We start from the raw sequence: 16,191 nt of genomic DNA on the forward strand, positions 1-16,191 counted from the left end.
CTCAATATTTGTTATTCAAAATAATGAATATTTATTAATTGACGGTAATTATAACAGGGTTAGGTAATCCTTTCAAATGGAATTGATAAATTGGCTAAATTTGAATCCTAAATCAAAAAACTGAGAGATTAACAGATCATTAGTCTCCCAGTATTTAATAATATTCACGTTAAGATTACAAGCTACCTAATGTTAGGCAGCATTGTCAAAATGTGTTCGTCAGGGACTTGCTAGAGCTAACAAACTCCCTCCCAGATGCTTTCAGCATCCAGTCGGGAGAAATTGTTCCTACTGCAACATAGACCAAACGTGTTCGCCAGAGACTTGCTAAAGCTAACGTGTCCTACTGCAACTTAGTCGAAACGCGTTCAGCCTAAGCTCCCTCAAGATAACGACCTCTCTCCTAGGCGCAGGTCGCCCTCGTCGAGAGAAATCGTTATCATCCGGGAGCTCTTTACGGCTTCACGCTCTGCTGGCTCACACTCTACTTTAAACGTGCTTCGCCCGAGTTTCCTAGAGCTAGCGACCTCCTTCTTAGGCGCAAGTCGCCTTCGTCAGGAGAAATCGCTAGCTTTCCGGAAACTCTTTGGAGCGAAGGCACTCTATTTATCATACTCCTCAATCTTGAAATCGTGGTCGGTGAGGGTGGCGGTAGTGAGGCTACCGTTCTTTGGACGGACGGTGACATCGTATTTACCGCCACCAAATTTTTCGACAAGGCTTAAGAGGGTATTTCCATGGCTTACCCACAGAACGTTGGCATCTTCCGGAAGGTCGGCATGCCGGATCAATTCAAGTCCCTTATTCATTCGCTCCCAGTATTCCTGGTTATTTTCCGCATCATGGAATGGATCGGCATCCTTCAGCCAGTCCTTCGCTTGACCAATGGAACTAGCAAGGACGATCTCCTTAAATGTATTGTAGCCATGTGGAGCACCAGCATTATACCAAGCCAAGTCCATATTTGTTCCTTCATAAGAACCATAAAATTCCTCACGGAAATATGGGGCAACGACCGGTGAATGTACAGAATCTGCTTGGTTTAAGTCGAGGATCTCTTGAATAGTTTCCATTGCCCGCGTTGTGTCACTACAAAAAGCCGCGTCAAAGTGAATCTCTTTCAGTCGCTCGCCAGCTTTTTTTGCGTCCTGTTTTCCCTTTTCAGTCAACGGCGAATTACTCCATCCCTGAAGTTTATTGTAGATGTTGTAATATGTTTGACCATGTCGTACTAAGTAGATATTTAATTTTGTCATGACCCATCCTCCGTTCTTCTGTAATCTCCTTAATTATAGCGCTACCATTAGCGATTTAGAAGCGGAACCAATTCTTTGAAATTGCTTATCCTCGTTTTCACAGCTTCTTCATACTTTCCCATTATTCTTAAAGCCAAGATGAAGGAAGGGATTATTAATGACATTAAAAGAAACTACTTCTCAACCTAATATTGTCGCGGCTAAAATCATTGCCATGAGTGCCAGAAAAGTTACCGTAGTGACGGAAGAAGGCCACTTATTGGTAATTCCATTGACCAAGGAATACCGGCAGGACAAAACGATGCTTGAATCCTTAAAAGATATTCTTCGTGCTGGAATTTGGATTCCTGTCAACAAGAAGTTACGCAAGTTATTCAGTCATGACTGGTTAGTAGAACCTGAACCGGCTCCGGTTAAGGTAAATAAATAATTAAATTTTGACAACAATCTTTCTTAGATAAATGTTTCTCAATTAATCTGTGATAGAATGGCTATTGATTTGCTAGTTTTGCTAGCACTAAATAACTATTAAATCTCGATTGCGAGGAACATTCCTAATGAAAAAACTAAGCAAATTCGTGGACACTAGGATCGGGTTCTTCACCCTTCTAGTAGTCCTTTTTTGGTTAAAGACATTATTTGCTTACTTTACTGACTTTAAATTAGGAGCAGAAGGCATTTTTCAATACCTGATTCTGCTAATTAATCCGTTACCAATTACCGCATTAATTTACAGTATTGCCTTTTACTTTAAGCGGTCCCGCTTCTTTTACCCAGTTTTAATGGGATTAGATATTGCTAACACGCTTTTACTGTACCTAAACGTCATCTATTATCGTGAATTTACTGATTTTATGACAATTGCAACCATGACTGGTTACTCAAAGGTTAATCAGGGACTAAGTGGCAGTTCACTAGCCCTCACTAACATTCACGATCTTTTTTATTGGCTTGATATTGTCGTTATTATTATTCTAATGCTGTTGCACAAGATCCATTTTGATCCTCGTGCCATCAGCACTAAATTAGCCTTTGCGTTTACTTCAATGGCATTGACTCTTTTTGGCGTTAACCTTTCATTTGCCGAAATGAGCCGGCCACAATTACTTACCCGGACATTCGACCGAACTTATATTGTTAAGTATCTCGGAATTGATGCATTTACCGGGTATGATGTTTTGAAATCACAACATATTAACAAAATGCGTCAAAGCGCCACAAAGTCAGAGCTACTAAAAGTTAAGAAGTTTACTGACAAGCACTATGCATCCCCAAATCCCAAAATGTATGGGATCGCTAAGGGACGTAACGTTATTGTTATCCACCTTGAAAGTTTCCAACAATTCTTAATTGATAAAAAAGTTAACGGGCAAGAAGTGACCCCATTCCTAAACTCTTTGTATCACGGCAATGATACTTACGCATTCGATAACTTCTTCCACCAAGTTGGTCAAGGAAAGACCAGTGATGCTGAAAACATGCTTGAAACTAGTACATTTGGGCTTCCCCAAGGGTCACTTTTTGCCACTCTTGGTAGCGATAATACTTTCCAGGGAGCGCCAGCAATTTTAAATCAACGGGCTGGTTATACTAGCGCAGTCTTTCATGGTAACGTAGCCAGTTTCTGGAACCGGAACAACGTTTACAAGAACTTAGGGTACCAATACTTCTTCGATGCAAGCTACTACGATACTTCTGGTGATAAGGCAACGGGATATGGTCTTAAGGATAAGCTACTTTTTAAGAACTCCATTAACTACTTACAAAACTTACAGCAGCCGTTCTATACTAAGTTCATCACTGTTACTAACCACTTCCCATACAGCTTGGACGATGAGGATAAGGATCCTAACTTCCAAACTACCAATACTGGGAATACTACCGTTGATAACTACTTCGTGACAGCCCATTACCTCGATCAATCACTCGCTGAATTCTTTGCTTACCTGCAAAAGACAGGGTTAGATAAAAACTCGGTGATCATGATTTATGGTGACCATTACGGAATTTCAAATTCTGAAAACAAGGCTTTAGCATCTGCCCTTGATCGTAATCCAGATGAGTGGACGGACTTTGATAATACTCAACTTCAGCGAGTACCATTAATGTTTGTTATCCCTGGTTCTGGCGGTCACGGTGGAATTTATCACCAATATGGCGGTGAAGTTGATGTCTTACCAACCCTGCTTCACCTCCTTGGGATTAGCACCAAGCGGTATATCCAGTTTGGTACCGACCTCTTCTCCAGTCAGCACAGTCAAGTTGTTGCTTTCCGTAATCACGATTTCGTGACCCCTCATTTCTCTAGCATTAGCGGAACAATTTATGATAATAAGACCGGTAAAATTGCTAAGTTAACTGCAAAACAAAAGAAACAGTTAAAGAAGGATCGCAAACTTGTTAATACCGAATTATCACTTTCCGATTCCTTAAACGAAAAGAACCTTCTTCGTTTCTACCATCCAAAAGGCTTCAAGAAAGTTAACCCTGCGGACTACAATTATTCTAATGGTTTGAAGCGGGAGAAACAGATCGAAAAGAAATTAGGCGATAAGTCAACCAGTATCTTCTCGAAGAACGGCGATCGTTCAACCGTTGACGATTACTCAACCGATGCTCCTGAGCAAAACCACTCTTCAACTGATTCTAACCGAATTAAAATTACTAACCCGGATGGGAATAATAAATAGAGTGTCTTCGCCCCAAAGAGTTTCCGGAAAGCTAGCAATTTCTCCTGACGAAGGCGACTTGCGCCTAGGAAGGAGGGTGCTAGCTCTAGGAAACTCGGACGAAGCACGTTTAAAGTAGAGTGTAAGCCAGCAGAGCGTGAAGCCGTAAAGAGCTCCCGGATGATAACGATTTCTCTCGACGAGGGCGACTTACGCCTAAGCGGTGAACCAGAAAACTTGTTTTCGTTTGTGAACCCTAGCAAGGATGACTAGAACTTTATGAATATAAAGTTCAGTCAGCTACTGCGGAGAGAGGTCGTTATCTTGAGGGAGCTTAGGCTGAACGCGTTTCGACTAAGTTGCAGTAGGACACGTTAGCTCTAGCAAGTCCCTGGCGAACACGTTTTGACCATGTTACCCAAGGCGGAAGTTGCAGTCACAACGAGTACGTTTCTACTCTGTTACTAGATTCAAAAACCACCGAACTACAACCTAAATTGTAGTCCGGTGGTTTTTTACTTTGTTTGTGGTTCGCAATATAGTTGAACCGCGCTCGCCCTAACCTTCCTCAAGCTATCCCGGACTTGATTGTAAACAATCATCGTCCGAGATTTTCTAGTGCTCAGCTGCTAGTTCGTCACGGCTCACCCTCTAATTAATTCCAAATTCTCTGCCAAAGGTTTCCGCGGTTAATTGTCTCGGTACTCCGTAATGGAATAGCGAGAGGCTTATTATCAACTGTTCTGATATCAGAACCAGTAACTGCGATAGTCCCGATTCGTTCACCCTTCTTAACCGGAGCGTCCAACCTTGCTTTATGGTTAGTCAAATGCTTGTAATAACGAGGCTGAATAGTATACTGGGCTGTCTTTTGCATCTGCCATACCGTAAACGAATGTGGTCCAACGGTTAGCATCCGTTTGGTCCCATTGGAAACCCGCTTTTGCGATTGCTTTTTATTCAACGTTAACACTTGTTGGTGGGCGTTCTGAATAAAGTACTGATACAGCTTTTGCGTTTGCGTAAATCGAGCATCCTTATCCTTACCGTTAGCATGAAGAACAACGGTGATCAGCCGATGCCCCTGGTAAATCCCTGTACTAGCGAAACAAGCCCCGGCAGCATCAGAAGTACCAGTCTTCAAGCCATCAATTTGCACACCGTCAACGGTATATTTACCACCAGGAAGCATTTTATTAAGGTTTTCAACTTCCTTTGTCTTCCCCTTGGCAATCATAAATTGAGCTTTAGGCTGACTTGTAACTTTTAGAACGCTTGGGTAGTGTTTAACCAAGTACCGTGACAGCAAGGCAACATCACGTGCAGTCATGGAGTTTTCAGCGTTATTACTGATTCCTGTTTGTTTTAATCCTTTCAGATCACCATTCTTTAACCCAACCGGATTAACAATCGTAGCATCAGTAATTCCTATTTGCCGAGCCTTCTTTTGCATTTTTTCGTTAAACTGTTTTATGGTGCTTCCGTCAGCAGTTGCTAATGCTAAAGCCGCCCCATCAGCGGACTTAATCAGAGTTGCATTGAAAAGCTCACGAACCGTGTATGATTGTCCAGCTTGCAAACCAATTGCAGAATAGTTTGAATCATTAGAAACCTCAGCGATCTTTTTACTGATCTTTACTTTGGTATTCCATGAAAGTTGGTGATGATTAATCTCATCTTCAATCACACTTACCGTTAACAACTTACTAACTGAAGCAATCGGCAGCTTTTCCTCACTATTTTGTTGATAAATAATCTGCCCCGTATCAGCGTCGATCATAATTGCAGAGCGACTGTCAATCAGCTGGGCAGCGGATGCTGTTTGTGGTCTAGCAACCACAAAACAAATCATCAGTAATAATGTCGAAAGAAAAGCGATAACCTTTTTCATTTTTATTCTCCAATCAGTTGCTTTTAACCAACTATTTCAACTTTTGTTCCTACTGGTAAATTCTCTTCCATCCATTTAGCATCTGCCACTGACAACCGAATACAACCATGTGAGCCTGTGGATTTTCCTAACTTAGCAGCTTCCTTTTTATTATATGACCCGTCTGCATTTGTTGGAACACTGTGGAACAAATATTCTCCATGGTTTAACCAGGAAGTATAGTAGTTAGCGCCTTCTTTTAATCGCGCGTTATAAAAACTATTTCCCCGTTCCTGTTGAACATAAAAAGTACCCGTTGGTGTCATACTTTTCATTTTACCTGTTTTAGGATCTTTTTTATAAATCCCACCAGTTGAATACATTGTGTAGATCACGTGATTACCATCATACAAATAGGTGCGGTTAGTCTTTAAATTGACCTTGATCCATAAGTGCTTAACCTTGCTCAAATTAGGATATACCTTGGTTTCAGAAGACTTTTGCCAATCAATTGGTGTCCGCATCTGACTGCTAGAATTAGAAGATGCTGCTGACTTTTGTGCAATCGTTTTTGTAACGGTAGTAGCTGCCGTGCTCCCCTGATCGTTTGCACTAGTCTTTAAGCTTGAATGAACACCAAAAATGGCAATAATTAGGCAGAATAACGCATAAATAACGTATCTACTTTTTTTCATTGATTTTACCTTACCCCTTTTAATTCAACTACCAATAAAATCATTTCTATTATATTATAGACTATTAGATAATCAATCGTATTTTAAATGAGTAATCAAGAGGTAACAAAATGCGTCAAAATTTGAAGCTCAGCTATCTTACCGCAATTTTCTTTTTTATCGTTGCGGTGATTTGTGCTAACTTAATTTAATTGGAGATCAGCCCTATGCAAAATATTAGTAGTCTTTTTAGCAATTTTTGGACATACATCGTCACCCATAAATGGTCAAAGGATATCCTGCGAGGAAACATCCTCTTTATTTCTCTCGTGATCATCTATGATCTTTGCCATTTTCAATTAGCAATCATCACATGGGGGATCTTCTTTAAATTTTGGATTATTCTAAACATCTGTTACCTTTTCAAATTACTTCTTGACCTATTTTAACGCCTCTAAAATTGCGGGACAGGGAAAAACAAAATGTTTTTCCCTGTCTTTATTTTTCAACATTTTCTAAACTTACAGAGTCTAATCGCAGAAATTAACCAATCTTCATTGATGAACTGTGAGTTGCTAACCGTTTAGTCGGGTAAAGTTTCTTGGCAAGAGCCGTAATTGCGGTCGGCGCTTCACCAAAAGCAGTTGCAATTAGTGCGGTCTTCCCAGGATAGGTAATCCCATCCCCAATCGCATAAACATTTTCAATATTTGTCTGCATCGTTGAATCAACCTTAATCAGGTTTCGCTCAGCGGCTAAATTAAGCGACCATTGATCAAGTGCCGCATTGTTTGACGTAAACCCATAGTTAACCACAAGCCGATCAACGTTCAGACTTGCCATTTCATCGCTCCGCATCTTCTTTAATTTCAACGTAACGGATTGATCGTCCTCCACTCGAAGTCCCTTCGGCAAAAATGGTGTAACCAAATCCACGCTTGACTTCTTTAAGAGCGCAACAGAATGTTCCATTCCCCGGAACTGATCTCGACGGTGAACTAGTGAAACCTGTTTAGCTACGGGTTCAAGCATTAATGCAATGTCAATGGCTGAATTACCGCCACCCAGAACCGCTACTCGTTTGTCAGTAAAGTCATCGCGATGAGTAACAAAGTAGTGAAGCTGGTGTCCCTCAATTTCATCCGCCCCATCAAGAGCTAACTTTCGGGGCTTAAATGCACCATTTCCTAATGCGATCACAATCGCGCGGGAATGCGAAATGCGACCTGCACTCTTAACCGTAAACGTTCCGTCTGCTTCCTTTACAACATCCTCAACGGTCTCATCCGTAAACTGGTCGACCGGAGCTACAGCAAGTTGCTTTTGGAGCTGACTTATTAATTCGTGCCCCGTAACTCCTGGAAGTCCTGCAACGTCCCAGATTTGTTTTTCCGGATAGAGGGCATTAACTTGGCCACCAAGTTGAGGTAGGCTTTCGATCAATTGGGCATTTAATTCATGGAGTCCACAATAAAAGGCCGCAAACATTCCTGCGGGGCCGCCACCAATAATTGTAATGTCATACATTTTTGCCATTCGTAATGGCTCCTCTCTGTTCTTTTTTCTTATTGTAATTGATTTTCACTGAAATTAAAATTGCGGGGCCGCTATCATTTAGCTATTATTAACATAAATAACTAACTGGAGGAAAATATCATGGCCACCAAAAAAATGATCTTAGATCTAGATACGGGGGTTGATGATGCGTTAGCTCTTGCATATGCAATTGCTGACCCAAACATTGACCTAATCGGGGTTGTCGCCTCTTATGGTAATAACTTGCTAGAGCAAACCGCTAAAAACTCATTACAGCTTCTTGAATTACTCGGCCAAGATGTCCCCGTTTTTAAGGGACTTAGCCATTCAAGCACTACTGACCATTTTACAGTCATGCAGGTTAGTAAGGAGATCCATGGAAGCAACGGGATTGGTGATATTTCACTTCCCAAACCATCCCACCGAGTTCAACCTAAAGATGGTGTCGACTTTATTATTGAAGCAACCCATCAATATAATAAAGACCTCATTATCGTTCCTACCGGTCCATTGACGAATCTTGCTGCTGCACTACATCGCGATCCACAGATCAGCCAATTAATCGGTAACGTTACTCTAATGGGCGGGGCGCTGACAGTTGAAGGAAACGTTAGCGATGTTGCTGAGGCAAATATCAATCAAGATGCTGAAGCAGCTAATGAGGTCTTTACTAGTCCATTACCAATTACAATGGTTGGTCTTGACGTTACTTTACGGACCCTTCTCACAAAAAAAGAAACTCAACAGTGGCGCAATTTGGGAACACCAGCTGGCACTGCCTATGCTGACCTTACTGACTTCTACATTGACGCCTATTACCGGTTAGGAATTGATAAGCACGGCTGCGCAATTCACGATCCACTGGCAGTTGGTGTGGCAATTGACCCATCATTTGTAACCACTCTTGCCCTGCCAATGAAGGTTATTACTAACAAGCACAACTATGCCCGAACAATCGGCGATAAAGCACGGCTGAATGCTCGCCACCCAAATGTCAAGGTGGCAATTAACGTTAACCAAGAACGATTTGTCCCTGTCTTTATGAACCACCTGATTAATCTTTTAGCTAATCACTAAATTAACTGTCGAAGAACCTGTTTTTGTTGTATGATGATAACAACAAAAGAAATTTATATGTCTGGGGTGCCACTTGGCTGAGATTAGACCCATTGAACCTGTCTAGATAATGCTAGCGAAGGAAGCGCGTTTTCAATCAACCATTTAAGGGACCATGACATTTTTGTCACGGTTCTTTTTCTTTCCCCAAGAAAGGAATTATTATGTTTCATCAATTTCACTTAAAGGATATTATTCTCTTAGCAATCATCGGAATCGTTTTTGGAGTGATCTACTTAGCAACCGGTCTGCTTTATAACGGCTTAACAATTGCCCTGACTCCCTTTGGCTATGGGCCAATGGCTAACGATATTACATTAGGCATTTGGTGTATGGCTGGCCCGTTAGCTGGTTTTATGCTCCGACTTCCCGGTGCCTCATTTCTCGGTGAATTTCTCAGTGCCGTTGTGGAGATGCTCCTTGGTGATCAATGGGGCGTAACCACTCTGCTCTCGGGACTGGTTCAAGGGGCCGGGACTGAGCTTGGTTTTACCTTAACGCTTTATAAAATATACAATTGGGTGACCTTGCTTCTCTCCGCAACCACTACCACGATCCTGACATTTGTTTGGGACTGGTTCCGGAATGGTTACAGCCATTTCCCATTTTCAATGTTAATTGTGATGTTAATTGTTCGCTGGTTATCAATGTTTTTCTTCACCGGTGTTCTCGTTAAGCTCATTATTAACCTGTTAAACAGAAGTCACGTCCTTCCGAGGTAAAATAAATGGAATCAATCGCTATTCAACACCTGACATTCTCATATGACGGTGATCAGCCAATTCTTAACGATGTCTCCCTTGAGTTACCACTTCATACTTCAATCATCTTTAGTGGACCCGTTGGTAGCGGAAAAACAACCCTGCTAAAAGTGATTGCTGGCTTACTTCCAAAATATGGTGGCAAGTGTTCAGGAAAAGTCGCCATTCCCCACGGACAACGAGTTGGAATGCTCTTTCAAGATCCGGCAATGCAATTCACAATGGATACGCCACAACATGAATTAGAATTTACCCTAGAAAATCTTCAAGTTCCCCACGAAGAGATCAATAAACAGGTAAAAAGTGCGTTAACTTTTGTCGGCTTAGAAAAGCTCGCCCAGCAGAAACTAACTACCCTTTCTGGCGGTCAACTACAGCGGGTTGCGTTGGCAATTACAATTGCAATGAAGGCAGAGATTATTTTACTAGACGAACCTTTTTCAAGTATTGATGAAGCTAACCGGCAGTTTCTCCTTCAAAAGCTAACCCAACTGCAAAATGAAAAGGGTACAACGATCATTATCAGCGATCATGATCTCCACAATTACCAAAAATTTAGTCAGCTTGTTGTCCAGTTTCACAATTCTGAAGCCTCACTGCTTTCACCTCATGATAGCTCGACACTGTTAAACAATGCTGATCACCAACATAGTACCAATCTCATCACCAAGATACCGCCACTAACTGCCAATGTCGTCATGAAATTAAAAGACTATGCCGTAAGTCGTAATCAAACTCCCCTTATTAACCCTACCAGCTTTAATATCATTCAGAATAAGGTTACCTTATTAACTGGGTCTAGCGGTGCGGGAAAGTCAACTTTCCTTAAGTCAATCGCTAAACTAACTCCTTATCAGGGAGAAATAACGTATAAGGGGCAAAATATCAAAAAAATATTCCCCGGGAAATATTATTCTAAAGTTGGTCTAATTTTCCAAGAAACTAATCAGCAGTTCTTAAACGTTACTGTCAGTGAAGAATTAATGTTAAGCATCAAGAACGGTCGTAATCCGTTTTTAACTCAAAAAACGACAAAAGAGCTTTTAGCAATGGTCGGTTTACCTGACATTAGTCAAAGAATTATTTATTCACTGAGTGGTGGTCAGCGAAAACTCATCCAAAACCTTGTCATGTTGGTAATGGGGCAGGAAATTTTGCTAATGGACGAGCCCTTTGCTGGTCTTGATCATCAATCATTACAAAAGTTACTGGCACTTATTGAACAAAGTAAGCAATCCTTTCCGCAAACCTTGCTAATTGTGAGTCACCAATTGGATTACTTAGCTGGCGTAGTTGATTATCACCTCAACCTTACTAATCAGCAGCTTTCATACCAAGGAGGATCACAAAATGAATCCCATTATTAAACTTCTCCTCCTTCTCCTCATTTCACTTGAGATTAGCTTTACAAATCAGCTTTATGTAAACCTAATCCTGATCGTCTGTCTTTTGATCGTTCTCCTCTGTCACCACCTAACATGGCGTCGCTTTATGTGGCTAATGCTGATCCCCTTAATTCCTGGAGTTGCTGTTCTGATCACTATTGGTGGATATGGTCCAGGGCATAGCTGGCTTACTGGATGGAGTATGGTAAGCCGCTTTTACGTTTATGTTTTTGCTGGCGGAGTAATGACTTTTACAACCTCAACTCTTGCCCTAGCGCGATCATTAGAACAGAACTGCCATCTTCCCAGTAAATTCGCTTATGGTACTTTAGCAGCATTAAACATTTTGCCACGAATTAAGCGAACCGTTATTTCAATTAGGGTTGCCGGAAAAATGCGTGGAATTAACCTTCACTGGTGGTCACCACCCCTTTACTTCAAAGCAATTCTTTCAGCTATTAGGTGGTCAGATCAACTAGCCCAGGCAATGGAGACTCACGGTTTTCGTGAAGGACAGCCACGGACTCACACTGTTCAAATCCCTATTTCTTGGTCTGATTGGGCAATATTAATAATTAGCATCACCGTTCTCCAATTCCTGCTAATTGCACTCCCGTAATAGATCAGGCATAATGAAGAAAAATGATTGGAGATTTTCACTATGAATAACGATATTAGTTTATCAAAACGAATCATTGGGGCTCTTTCGTACCTCAGTATTCTTTTCCTTCCGGTAATTTTCCCACTAATTGTCTGGATTGTTGCCGGAAGCGATAATCCCTGGGTTAAGCACCAAGCTAAGTTAGCCTTTTGGACGCAAATTTTCCCATTACTATACATTATCTTCTGCTTCCTTTTCATTAGCGTAGCAGCTTGGCATTCAATAGTTACCAACCTGGGCGCATTCAGCGGGATCCTATTAACTTTTGCCCTGTTAATTGCATTAATCCTTTATATTTACAATATTGCAATGGCAGTGAAAGTTCTTCTTGGTCGTGAATAATTTAGCAGTCTTTTAGAAGGAGTTGAGTAAGTAAATGAATACGATTTTTACAATCTTTCTATTATTGACTGCCGTTGTTATCGCTAATATTATTCACCTAATTTATCCGAAAATCCCGTTATCAATCTACCAGATTGTGGCCGGAATTTTGATGGCATCCCTACCAACCACCGCCACTGATTTTACAATGCATCCAGAATTATTCATGATGGCGGTTATTGCTCCATTAATGTTTAATGACGGTCAAAATCAGTCGTTTAGAGTTTTATCAAAAAACGTTAGAAATATCCTGTCGTTAAGTGTCGGCTTTGCACTTGTTGCTGTAATTATTATCGGGGCAACCCTTCATTTAGCTTTCCCTAAGCTGTTTACTCTGCCCCTTGCCTTTATGCTAGCGGCAATTATTACGCCAACCGATGCCGTCGCCGTAAAGTCGTTAACCACTAACGTAATGATGCCTGAAAATGTTAATACGACTTTGGAGGTTGAGTCCCTCTTTAACGATGCTTCAGGAATCGTTCTGTTGGACCTTGCGCTTGCTGCTTTTACCTCCGGAACTTTTTCACTTGCTCACGGGATTTGGTACTTCTCTTACGTTTTCTTCGGTGGAATCATCTTCGGGGCAATTCTGGGTAACCTCCTGATTACTCTGCGAATGAAATTAATGAGTCGGCACGTTGATATCGGTTCAATTGTGATCCCGATTAACGTTATGACTCCAGTTGTTATTTACTGGTTAGCTGAAGAGTGTCACTTTTCTGGGATCTTAGCGGTTGTTTCCGCAGGAGTTGTTCATAGTATTCTCTATGATCGGTTACGCTTGACTTCTGCCAAGGTTCAAATGGCAACAAAGACAATCTGGTCAATTATTAGTGATGCACTAAACGGAATTGTCTTCGTTCTCCTGGGATTATTAATTCCTCAAGTAATTGGTCGAACAACACCCGCTAACCTCTTAAAACTAATTAGTCTCTCGGTAATGCTTTTCCTAATAATGTTAGTTCTTCGGTATGCCTGGGCTCGTTGGCGGTTAGTTAACCTGCATTCACCAAAGGAAGAGCTTAACCGTGATAGTTGGTTGCTTGCTTTAGGAGGAGTTCACGGAACCATTACGCTTTCTTTAGCGTTCTCCCTGCCGATTATTGTTAGCGGTCATCAATTTGCTTTCCGTAATTCAATTATCCTCATCTCGGCATTGGTAATTCTAACCAGTATCATTGTTGGCGCAATTGCCTTTCCGATGATTCTTCCACGAAAAGCTAATGACTACAGTGCAGCGGAATTTCATAGTGCCTTAGTAAAAACAGTTCAACATGCAATCAATGAACTAAAATCAAATACTGAGGATCGCGCTGAAAAAGCGATCATTATGGATCAGTTAAGCAGTCAGATGACCCAGTACCACCGTATCAATACTGATGTTTTCGAGAAAATTGCTCGTAAGTCTCACCAATTAGAACTAGCGGTCATCGAGCAACTCGCTGAAGAGGAAAAAATTTCTGAACGACAAGCAGAATGGTATTCCCGAATTGTTGCTCGTTCAATTTACAACACCGGAAATCATACTTTCATGTCCTTTATTTCCACTGTTATTCACCGCATTAAGTGGCGAATTATCCGGCACCGTAACGGCAAAGTCCAAGCGCAACATCGTCGTCAGCTTGAACAGCACCAACTTCATCCTGACCAGTTTTTATCATTTAAAGAAGTTTTTAACCTTCTTAACCAACGTGTTAATAAGTACCTTGATACAATTCAAACCCCTAAAAACGTCAATGAAATTACAATGATTCGTCGAGCCTACCTTCAACGATCGCACTTTTTCAACCGTGATTCACGAGTTGATGCCGATAGAATAAATGCGCTCTTTGTTGAAGCGTTTCAGTTAGAGCACTCGTATGTTCAACAATGTCTCGTTGACGGTAAATTCTCCCAATCACTTGCTAACGCGCTTAATGAACAAATTTCAACTGATGAACTTGTAATGGTTCAATCAATGGAATAAAAAATAAAGCTGGAAATCAAGCTTTTTTTAAGAGTCCGTATGGCTAGTTGAGAACGGCGGTTGGTTCGATTAGAACCGTTCTCCGTTCTCAACTAGACACTAGGGCTCTGCTTGATTTCCGCGATTAGACTCAGTAAATCGCGAAATTATCGGTAATGGCAAGAGGCTGAGAAAAAACGTTTTGTTTTTTCTCAGCCTCTCAGTTGTTTAAAGCGATAAGATCAATCCAATTACCGCTGGAATAAATTGGAATAGCCAAATTTTCTTTGTAGCGGTTAAGGCACCATATAACCCAACGACTGCAACGAAAATAAGTAATAAGCGTCCTACCATGATCGCCGTGATCCCCGGGAAAATAAACTGACTGACAATTAATAATGCTCCAAGCATCCCGTTGTAGATTCCCTGATTTGCCATCGAAACTCTCGCGGCCTTTTGTCGGAGAAAAGATTCTTCCATATCAAACGCTTTAGCCTGTTTGGCAGGACTAGCAAACATTTCCAGTACCATAATTCCCAGATGTTCAATTCCAATTAAGATTGTAACGATTTCAAATGCAATTCCCAATTTTTGATTCTCCTATCCGTTTTTGCTTTAACGGTTAATTATAACATTGTTGAAATGCGTTTGCCGTGACCGCAACTTCTGGCTAGGTAATATAGTCAAGATCTGCTCCCTCGGAACTCGCTAGAGCTAACGACCTCCACCTCCGACGACTTATCGCCGTTCGGTGGAGAAATCGTTAGCCACCGGAAGTTTTTAACGGCTTCACACTCTATTTTAAACGTGCTTCGCCCGAGTTTCCTAGAGCTAGCAACCTCCTTCCTAGGCGCAAGTCGCCTTCGTCAGGAGAAATTGCTAGCTTTTCGGAAACTCTTTGGGGCGAAGACACTCTACTTTACATATCTCTCCAAAAACTTTTCAAGATGGTGGCGGTAGGATTGGGGAGCGTGGGCGAAGGAAGAAGCGTGGGAGGCACCGTTAACAACCCATAATTGCTTAGGTCCCTGCGTAGCCCGATAGTTGGAATACACCATGTTGGTTGGTACAAAATGGTCATTACTCCCGTGAATGAAGAGCATTGGCAAATGATTATGGTGCAGACTATTAACGGAACTAGCCTCACCGGTAAAGAAGCCGTTACGAACCCGATTGATTAAGCTAAGGGTTTTAATTAATGGCCAACGAATTGGTGTTGGAATGTTATATAAATTGCCAGCCTCATAATTAAGCTCGTCATTAAGACTGCTGTATCCACAATCTTCAACATAGGCCTTCACTTGTTTTGGCATGTGAAGACCACTCGTCATCATCGTTGTGGCCCCACCCATGCTGACTCCATATATTACAACCTGGCTATTTCGACCATTATGGGTAATCAGTTTTTGCGTCCACTTGCGGACATCATAACGCTCCGGCCAGCCATAGCCAATATATTTCCCCTGACTTTGACCATGCGCACGGGCATCCGGCATCAAAACGTTGTACCCCATCTGGTGAAACAGCGCCGCATACTCACCCATCTTTTCTTTATTTCCCATAAAGCCATGAAGAATTACCACGTTCTTAGTCGTTTGGTGACTCGCAGGAATATAATCCGCCACCAACCGGTAATCTTTAGTGGCAGATTTCATTGTCCATTGCTGTTTTTTAGCATGTTTAAACCACATCTTCTGGTCATATAGCGGATCGCTTTTTTCGATTCGCTGGTTATTATTAACGAATGACTTATGCCCCGGAACCATTCCAACGTGGAAAAAATAAGATCCTGCGCCAAAAAGCGTAATCCCAAGTACTACTAATACCGTGACTATCCCGCGACGTACCCAATGTTTTTGTTTCTTTTTTTGTAAGCTCAAAATAATTAACCCCATGTTGTATTTTTATTAACGGTCATGATTTTATCACAGAATATT

14 protein-coding genes and 1 riboswitch are annotated in these 16,191 nt (G+C 41.5%); of the genes, 8 read left to right on the forward strand and 6 right to left on the reverse strand.

The features are described 5' to 3' along the window. Nucleotides 1–602: 602 nt before the first annotated feature. Nucleotides 603–1,256: a histidine phosphatase family protein gene (locus MR181_RS03085; protein WP_191911073.1), complete on the reverse strand. Its 654-nt coding sequence runs from the start codon at nucleotides 1,254–1,256 to the stop codon at nucleotides 603–605. 157 nt (nucleotides 1,257–1,413) lie between these two features. Between MR181_RS03085 and MR181_RS03090 the strand changes: the two genes are divergently transcribed. Continuing rightward, a complete protein-coding gene (locus MR181_RS03090; RefSeq protein WP_191911074.1) occupies nucleotides 1,414–1,686 on the forward strand; it encodes a hypothetical protein in 273 nt (90 codons plus the stop codon). Between the two features lie 127 nt (nucleotides 1,687–1,813). Further along, nucleotides 1,814–3,946: an LTA synthase family protein gene (locus tag MR181_RS03095; RefSeq protein ID WP_242334727.1), complete on the forward strand. Its 2,133-nt coding sequence runs from the start codon at nucleotides 1,814–1,816 to the stop codon at nucleotides 3,944–3,946. Nucleotides 3,947–4,580: 634 nt separating this feature from the next. On the opposite strand, the gene MR181_RS03100 is transcribed toward MR181_RS03095, so the two are convergent. The 3 genes from MR181_RS03100 to MR181_RS03110 all read right to left on the reverse strand — a co-directional run bounded on the left by MR181_RS03100 (nucleotide 4,581) and on the right by MR181_RS03110 (nucleotide 8,005). Further along, entirely contained in the window at nucleotides 4,581–5,816 is a 1,236-nt protein-coding gene (locus MR181_RS03100; protein WP_242334730.1) for a D-alanyl-D-alanine carboxypeptidase family protein, read from the reverse strand. Nucleotides 5,817–5,839: 23 nt separating this feature from the next. Further along, entirely contained in the window at nucleotides 5,840–6,490 is a 651-nt protein-coding gene (locus MR181_RS03105; RefSeq protein WP_242334733.1) for a L,D-transpeptidase, read from the reverse strand. Between the two features lie 522 nt (nucleotides 6,491–7,012). Further along, a complete protein-coding gene (locus MR181_RS03110; protein ID WP_242334736.1) occupies nucleotides 7,013–8,005 on the reverse strand; it encodes an NAD(P)/FAD-dependent oxidoreductase in 993 nt (330 codons plus the stop codon). Nucleotides 8,006–8,125: 120 nt separating this feature from the next. Here MR181_RS03110 and MR181_RS03115 point away from each other — a divergent pair, with 120 nt between their 5' ends. The 6 genes from MR181_RS03115 to MR181_RS03140 all read left to right on the forward strand — a co-directional run bounded on the left by MR181_RS03115 (nucleotide 8,126) and on the right by MR181_RS03140 (nucleotide 14,275). Further along, nucleotides 8,126–9,082 (forward strand): nucleoside hydrolase, encoded by a 957-nt coding sequence (locus MR181_RS03115; protein WP_242334738.1) that lies wholly within the window; start codon nucleotides 8,126–8,128, stop codon nucleotides 9,080–9,082. 52 nt (nucleotides 9,083–9,134) lie between these two features. Beyond that, a riboswitch (TPP riboswitch) is annotated at nucleotides 9,135–9,224 on the forward strand. Between the two features lie 61 nt (nucleotides 9,225–9,285). After that, nucleotides 9,286–9,843, forward strand: coding sequence for an ECF transporter S component (locus tag MR181_RS03120; protein ID WP_242334741.1), 558 nt, complete (start codon nucleotides 9,286–9,288; stop codon nucleotides 9,841–9,843). Between the two features lie 5 nt (nucleotides 9,844–9,848). After that, on the forward strand, nucleotides 9,849–11,249 hold the full coding sequence (locus MR181_RS03125) for an ABC transporter ATP-binding protein (RefSeq protein ID WP_242334744.1): 1,401 nt from the start codon (nucleotides 9,849–9,851) through the stop codon (nucleotides 11,247–11,249). Further along, nucleotides 11,233–11,886 carry an energy-coupling factor transporter transmembrane component T family protein gene (locus MR181_RS03130; RefSeq protein ID WP_242334747.1) on the forward strand — a complete coding sequence of 218 codons (654 nt, stop codon included), beginning with the start codon at nucleotides 11,233–11,235 and terminating at the stop codon, nucleotides 11,884–11,886. The genes MR181_RS03125 and MR181_RS03130 overlap by 17 nt, the downstream gene beginning before the upstream one ends. Before the next feature lie 42 nt (nucleotides 11,887–11,928). After that, nucleotides 11,929–12,270 (forward strand): magnetosome magnetite crystal formation protein family, encoded by a 342-nt coding sequence (locus MR181_RS03135; RefSeq protein WP_191911083.1) that lies wholly within the window; start codon nucleotides 11,929–11,931, stop codon nucleotides 12,268–12,270. A 34-nt stretch (nucleotides 12,271–12,304) separates the two neighbouring features. After that, a complete protein-coding gene (locus MR181_RS03140; RefSeq protein WP_242334750.1) occupies nucleotides 12,305–14,275 on the forward strand; it encodes a cation:proton antiporter in 1,971 nt (656 codons plus the stop codon). A 207-nt stretch (nucleotides 14,276–14,482) separates the two neighbouring features. On the opposite strand, the gene MR181_RS03145 is transcribed toward MR181_RS03140, so the two are convergent. Together MR181_RS03145 and MR181_RS03150 are read right to left on the reverse strand one after the other, a co-directional pair. Further along, nucleotides 14,483–14,842 carry a DUF1304 domain-containing protein gene (locus MR181_RS03145; protein ID WP_369807483.1) on the reverse strand — a complete coding sequence of 120 codons (360 nt, stop codon included), beginning with the start codon at nucleotides 14,840–14,842 and terminating at the stop codon, nucleotides 14,483–14,485. A 326-nt stretch (nucleotides 14,843–15,168) separates the two neighbouring features. Beyond that, nucleotides 15,169–16,149 (reverse strand): alpha/beta hydrolase, encoded by a 981-nt coding sequence (locus MR181_RS03150; RefSeq protein ID WP_242334753.1) that lies wholly within the window; start codon nucleotides 16,147–16,149, stop codon nucleotides 15,169–15,171. Between the last annotated feature and the right edge of the window lie 42 nt (nucleotides 16,150–16,191).

This window comes from Limosilactobacillus urinaemulieris (assembly GCF_932750685.1).
Classification (GTDB): domain Bacteria; phylum Bacillota; class Bacilli; order Lactobacillales; family Lactobacillaceae; genus Limosilactobacillus; species Limosilactobacillus urinaemulieris.

Coding starts and splice junctions, on each gene's coding strand:
- MR181_RS03085 (WP_191911073.1), bottom strand. CDS start 1,256: ATGACAAAATTAAATATCTACTTAGTACGACATGGTCAAACATATTAC.
- MR181_RS03090 (WP_191911074.1), top strand. CDS start 1,414: ATGACATTAAAAGAAACTACTTCTCAACCTAATATTGTCGCGGCTAAA.
- MR181_RS03095 (WP_242334727.1), top strand. CDS start 1,814: ATGAAAAAACTAAGCAAATTCGTGGACACTAGGATCGGGTTCTTCACC.
- MR181_RS03100 (WP_242334730.1), bottom strand. CDS start 5,816: ATGAAAAAGGTTATCGCTTTTCTTTCGACATTATTACTGATGATTTGT.
- MR181_RS03105 (WP_242334733.1), bottom strand. CDS start 6,490: ATGAAAAAAAGTAGATACGTTATTTATGCGTTATTCTGCCTAATTATT.
- MR181_RS03110 (WP_242334736.1), bottom strand. CDS start 8,005: ATGGCAAAAATGTATGACATTACAATTATTGGTGGCGGCCCCGCAGGA.
- MR181_RS03115 (WP_242334738.1), top strand. CDS start 8,126: ATGGCCACCAAAAAAATGATCTTAGATCTAGATACGGGGGTTGATGAT.
- MR181_RS03120 (WP_242334741.1), top strand. CDS start 9,286: ATGTTTCATCAATTTCACTTAAAGGATATTATTCTCTTAGCAATCATC.
- MR181_RS03125 (WP_242334744.1), top strand. CDS start 9,849: ATGGAATCAATCGCTATTCAACACCTGACATTCTCATATGACGGTGAT.
- MR181_RS03130 (WP_242334747.1), top strand. CDS start 11,233: ATGAATCCCATTATTAAACTTCTCCTCCTTCTCCTCATTTCACTTGAG.
- MR181_RS03135 (WP_191911083.1), top strand. CDS start 11,929: ATGAATAACGATATTAGTTTATCAAAACGAATCATTGGGGCTCTTTCG.
- MR181_RS03140 (WP_242334750.1), top strand. CDS start 12,305: ATGAATACGATTTTTACAATCTTTCTATTATTGACTGCCGTTGTTATC.
- MR181_RS03150 (WP_242334753.1), bottom strand. CDS start 16,149: ATGGGGTTAATTATTTTGAGCTTACAAAAAAAGAAACAAAAACATTGG.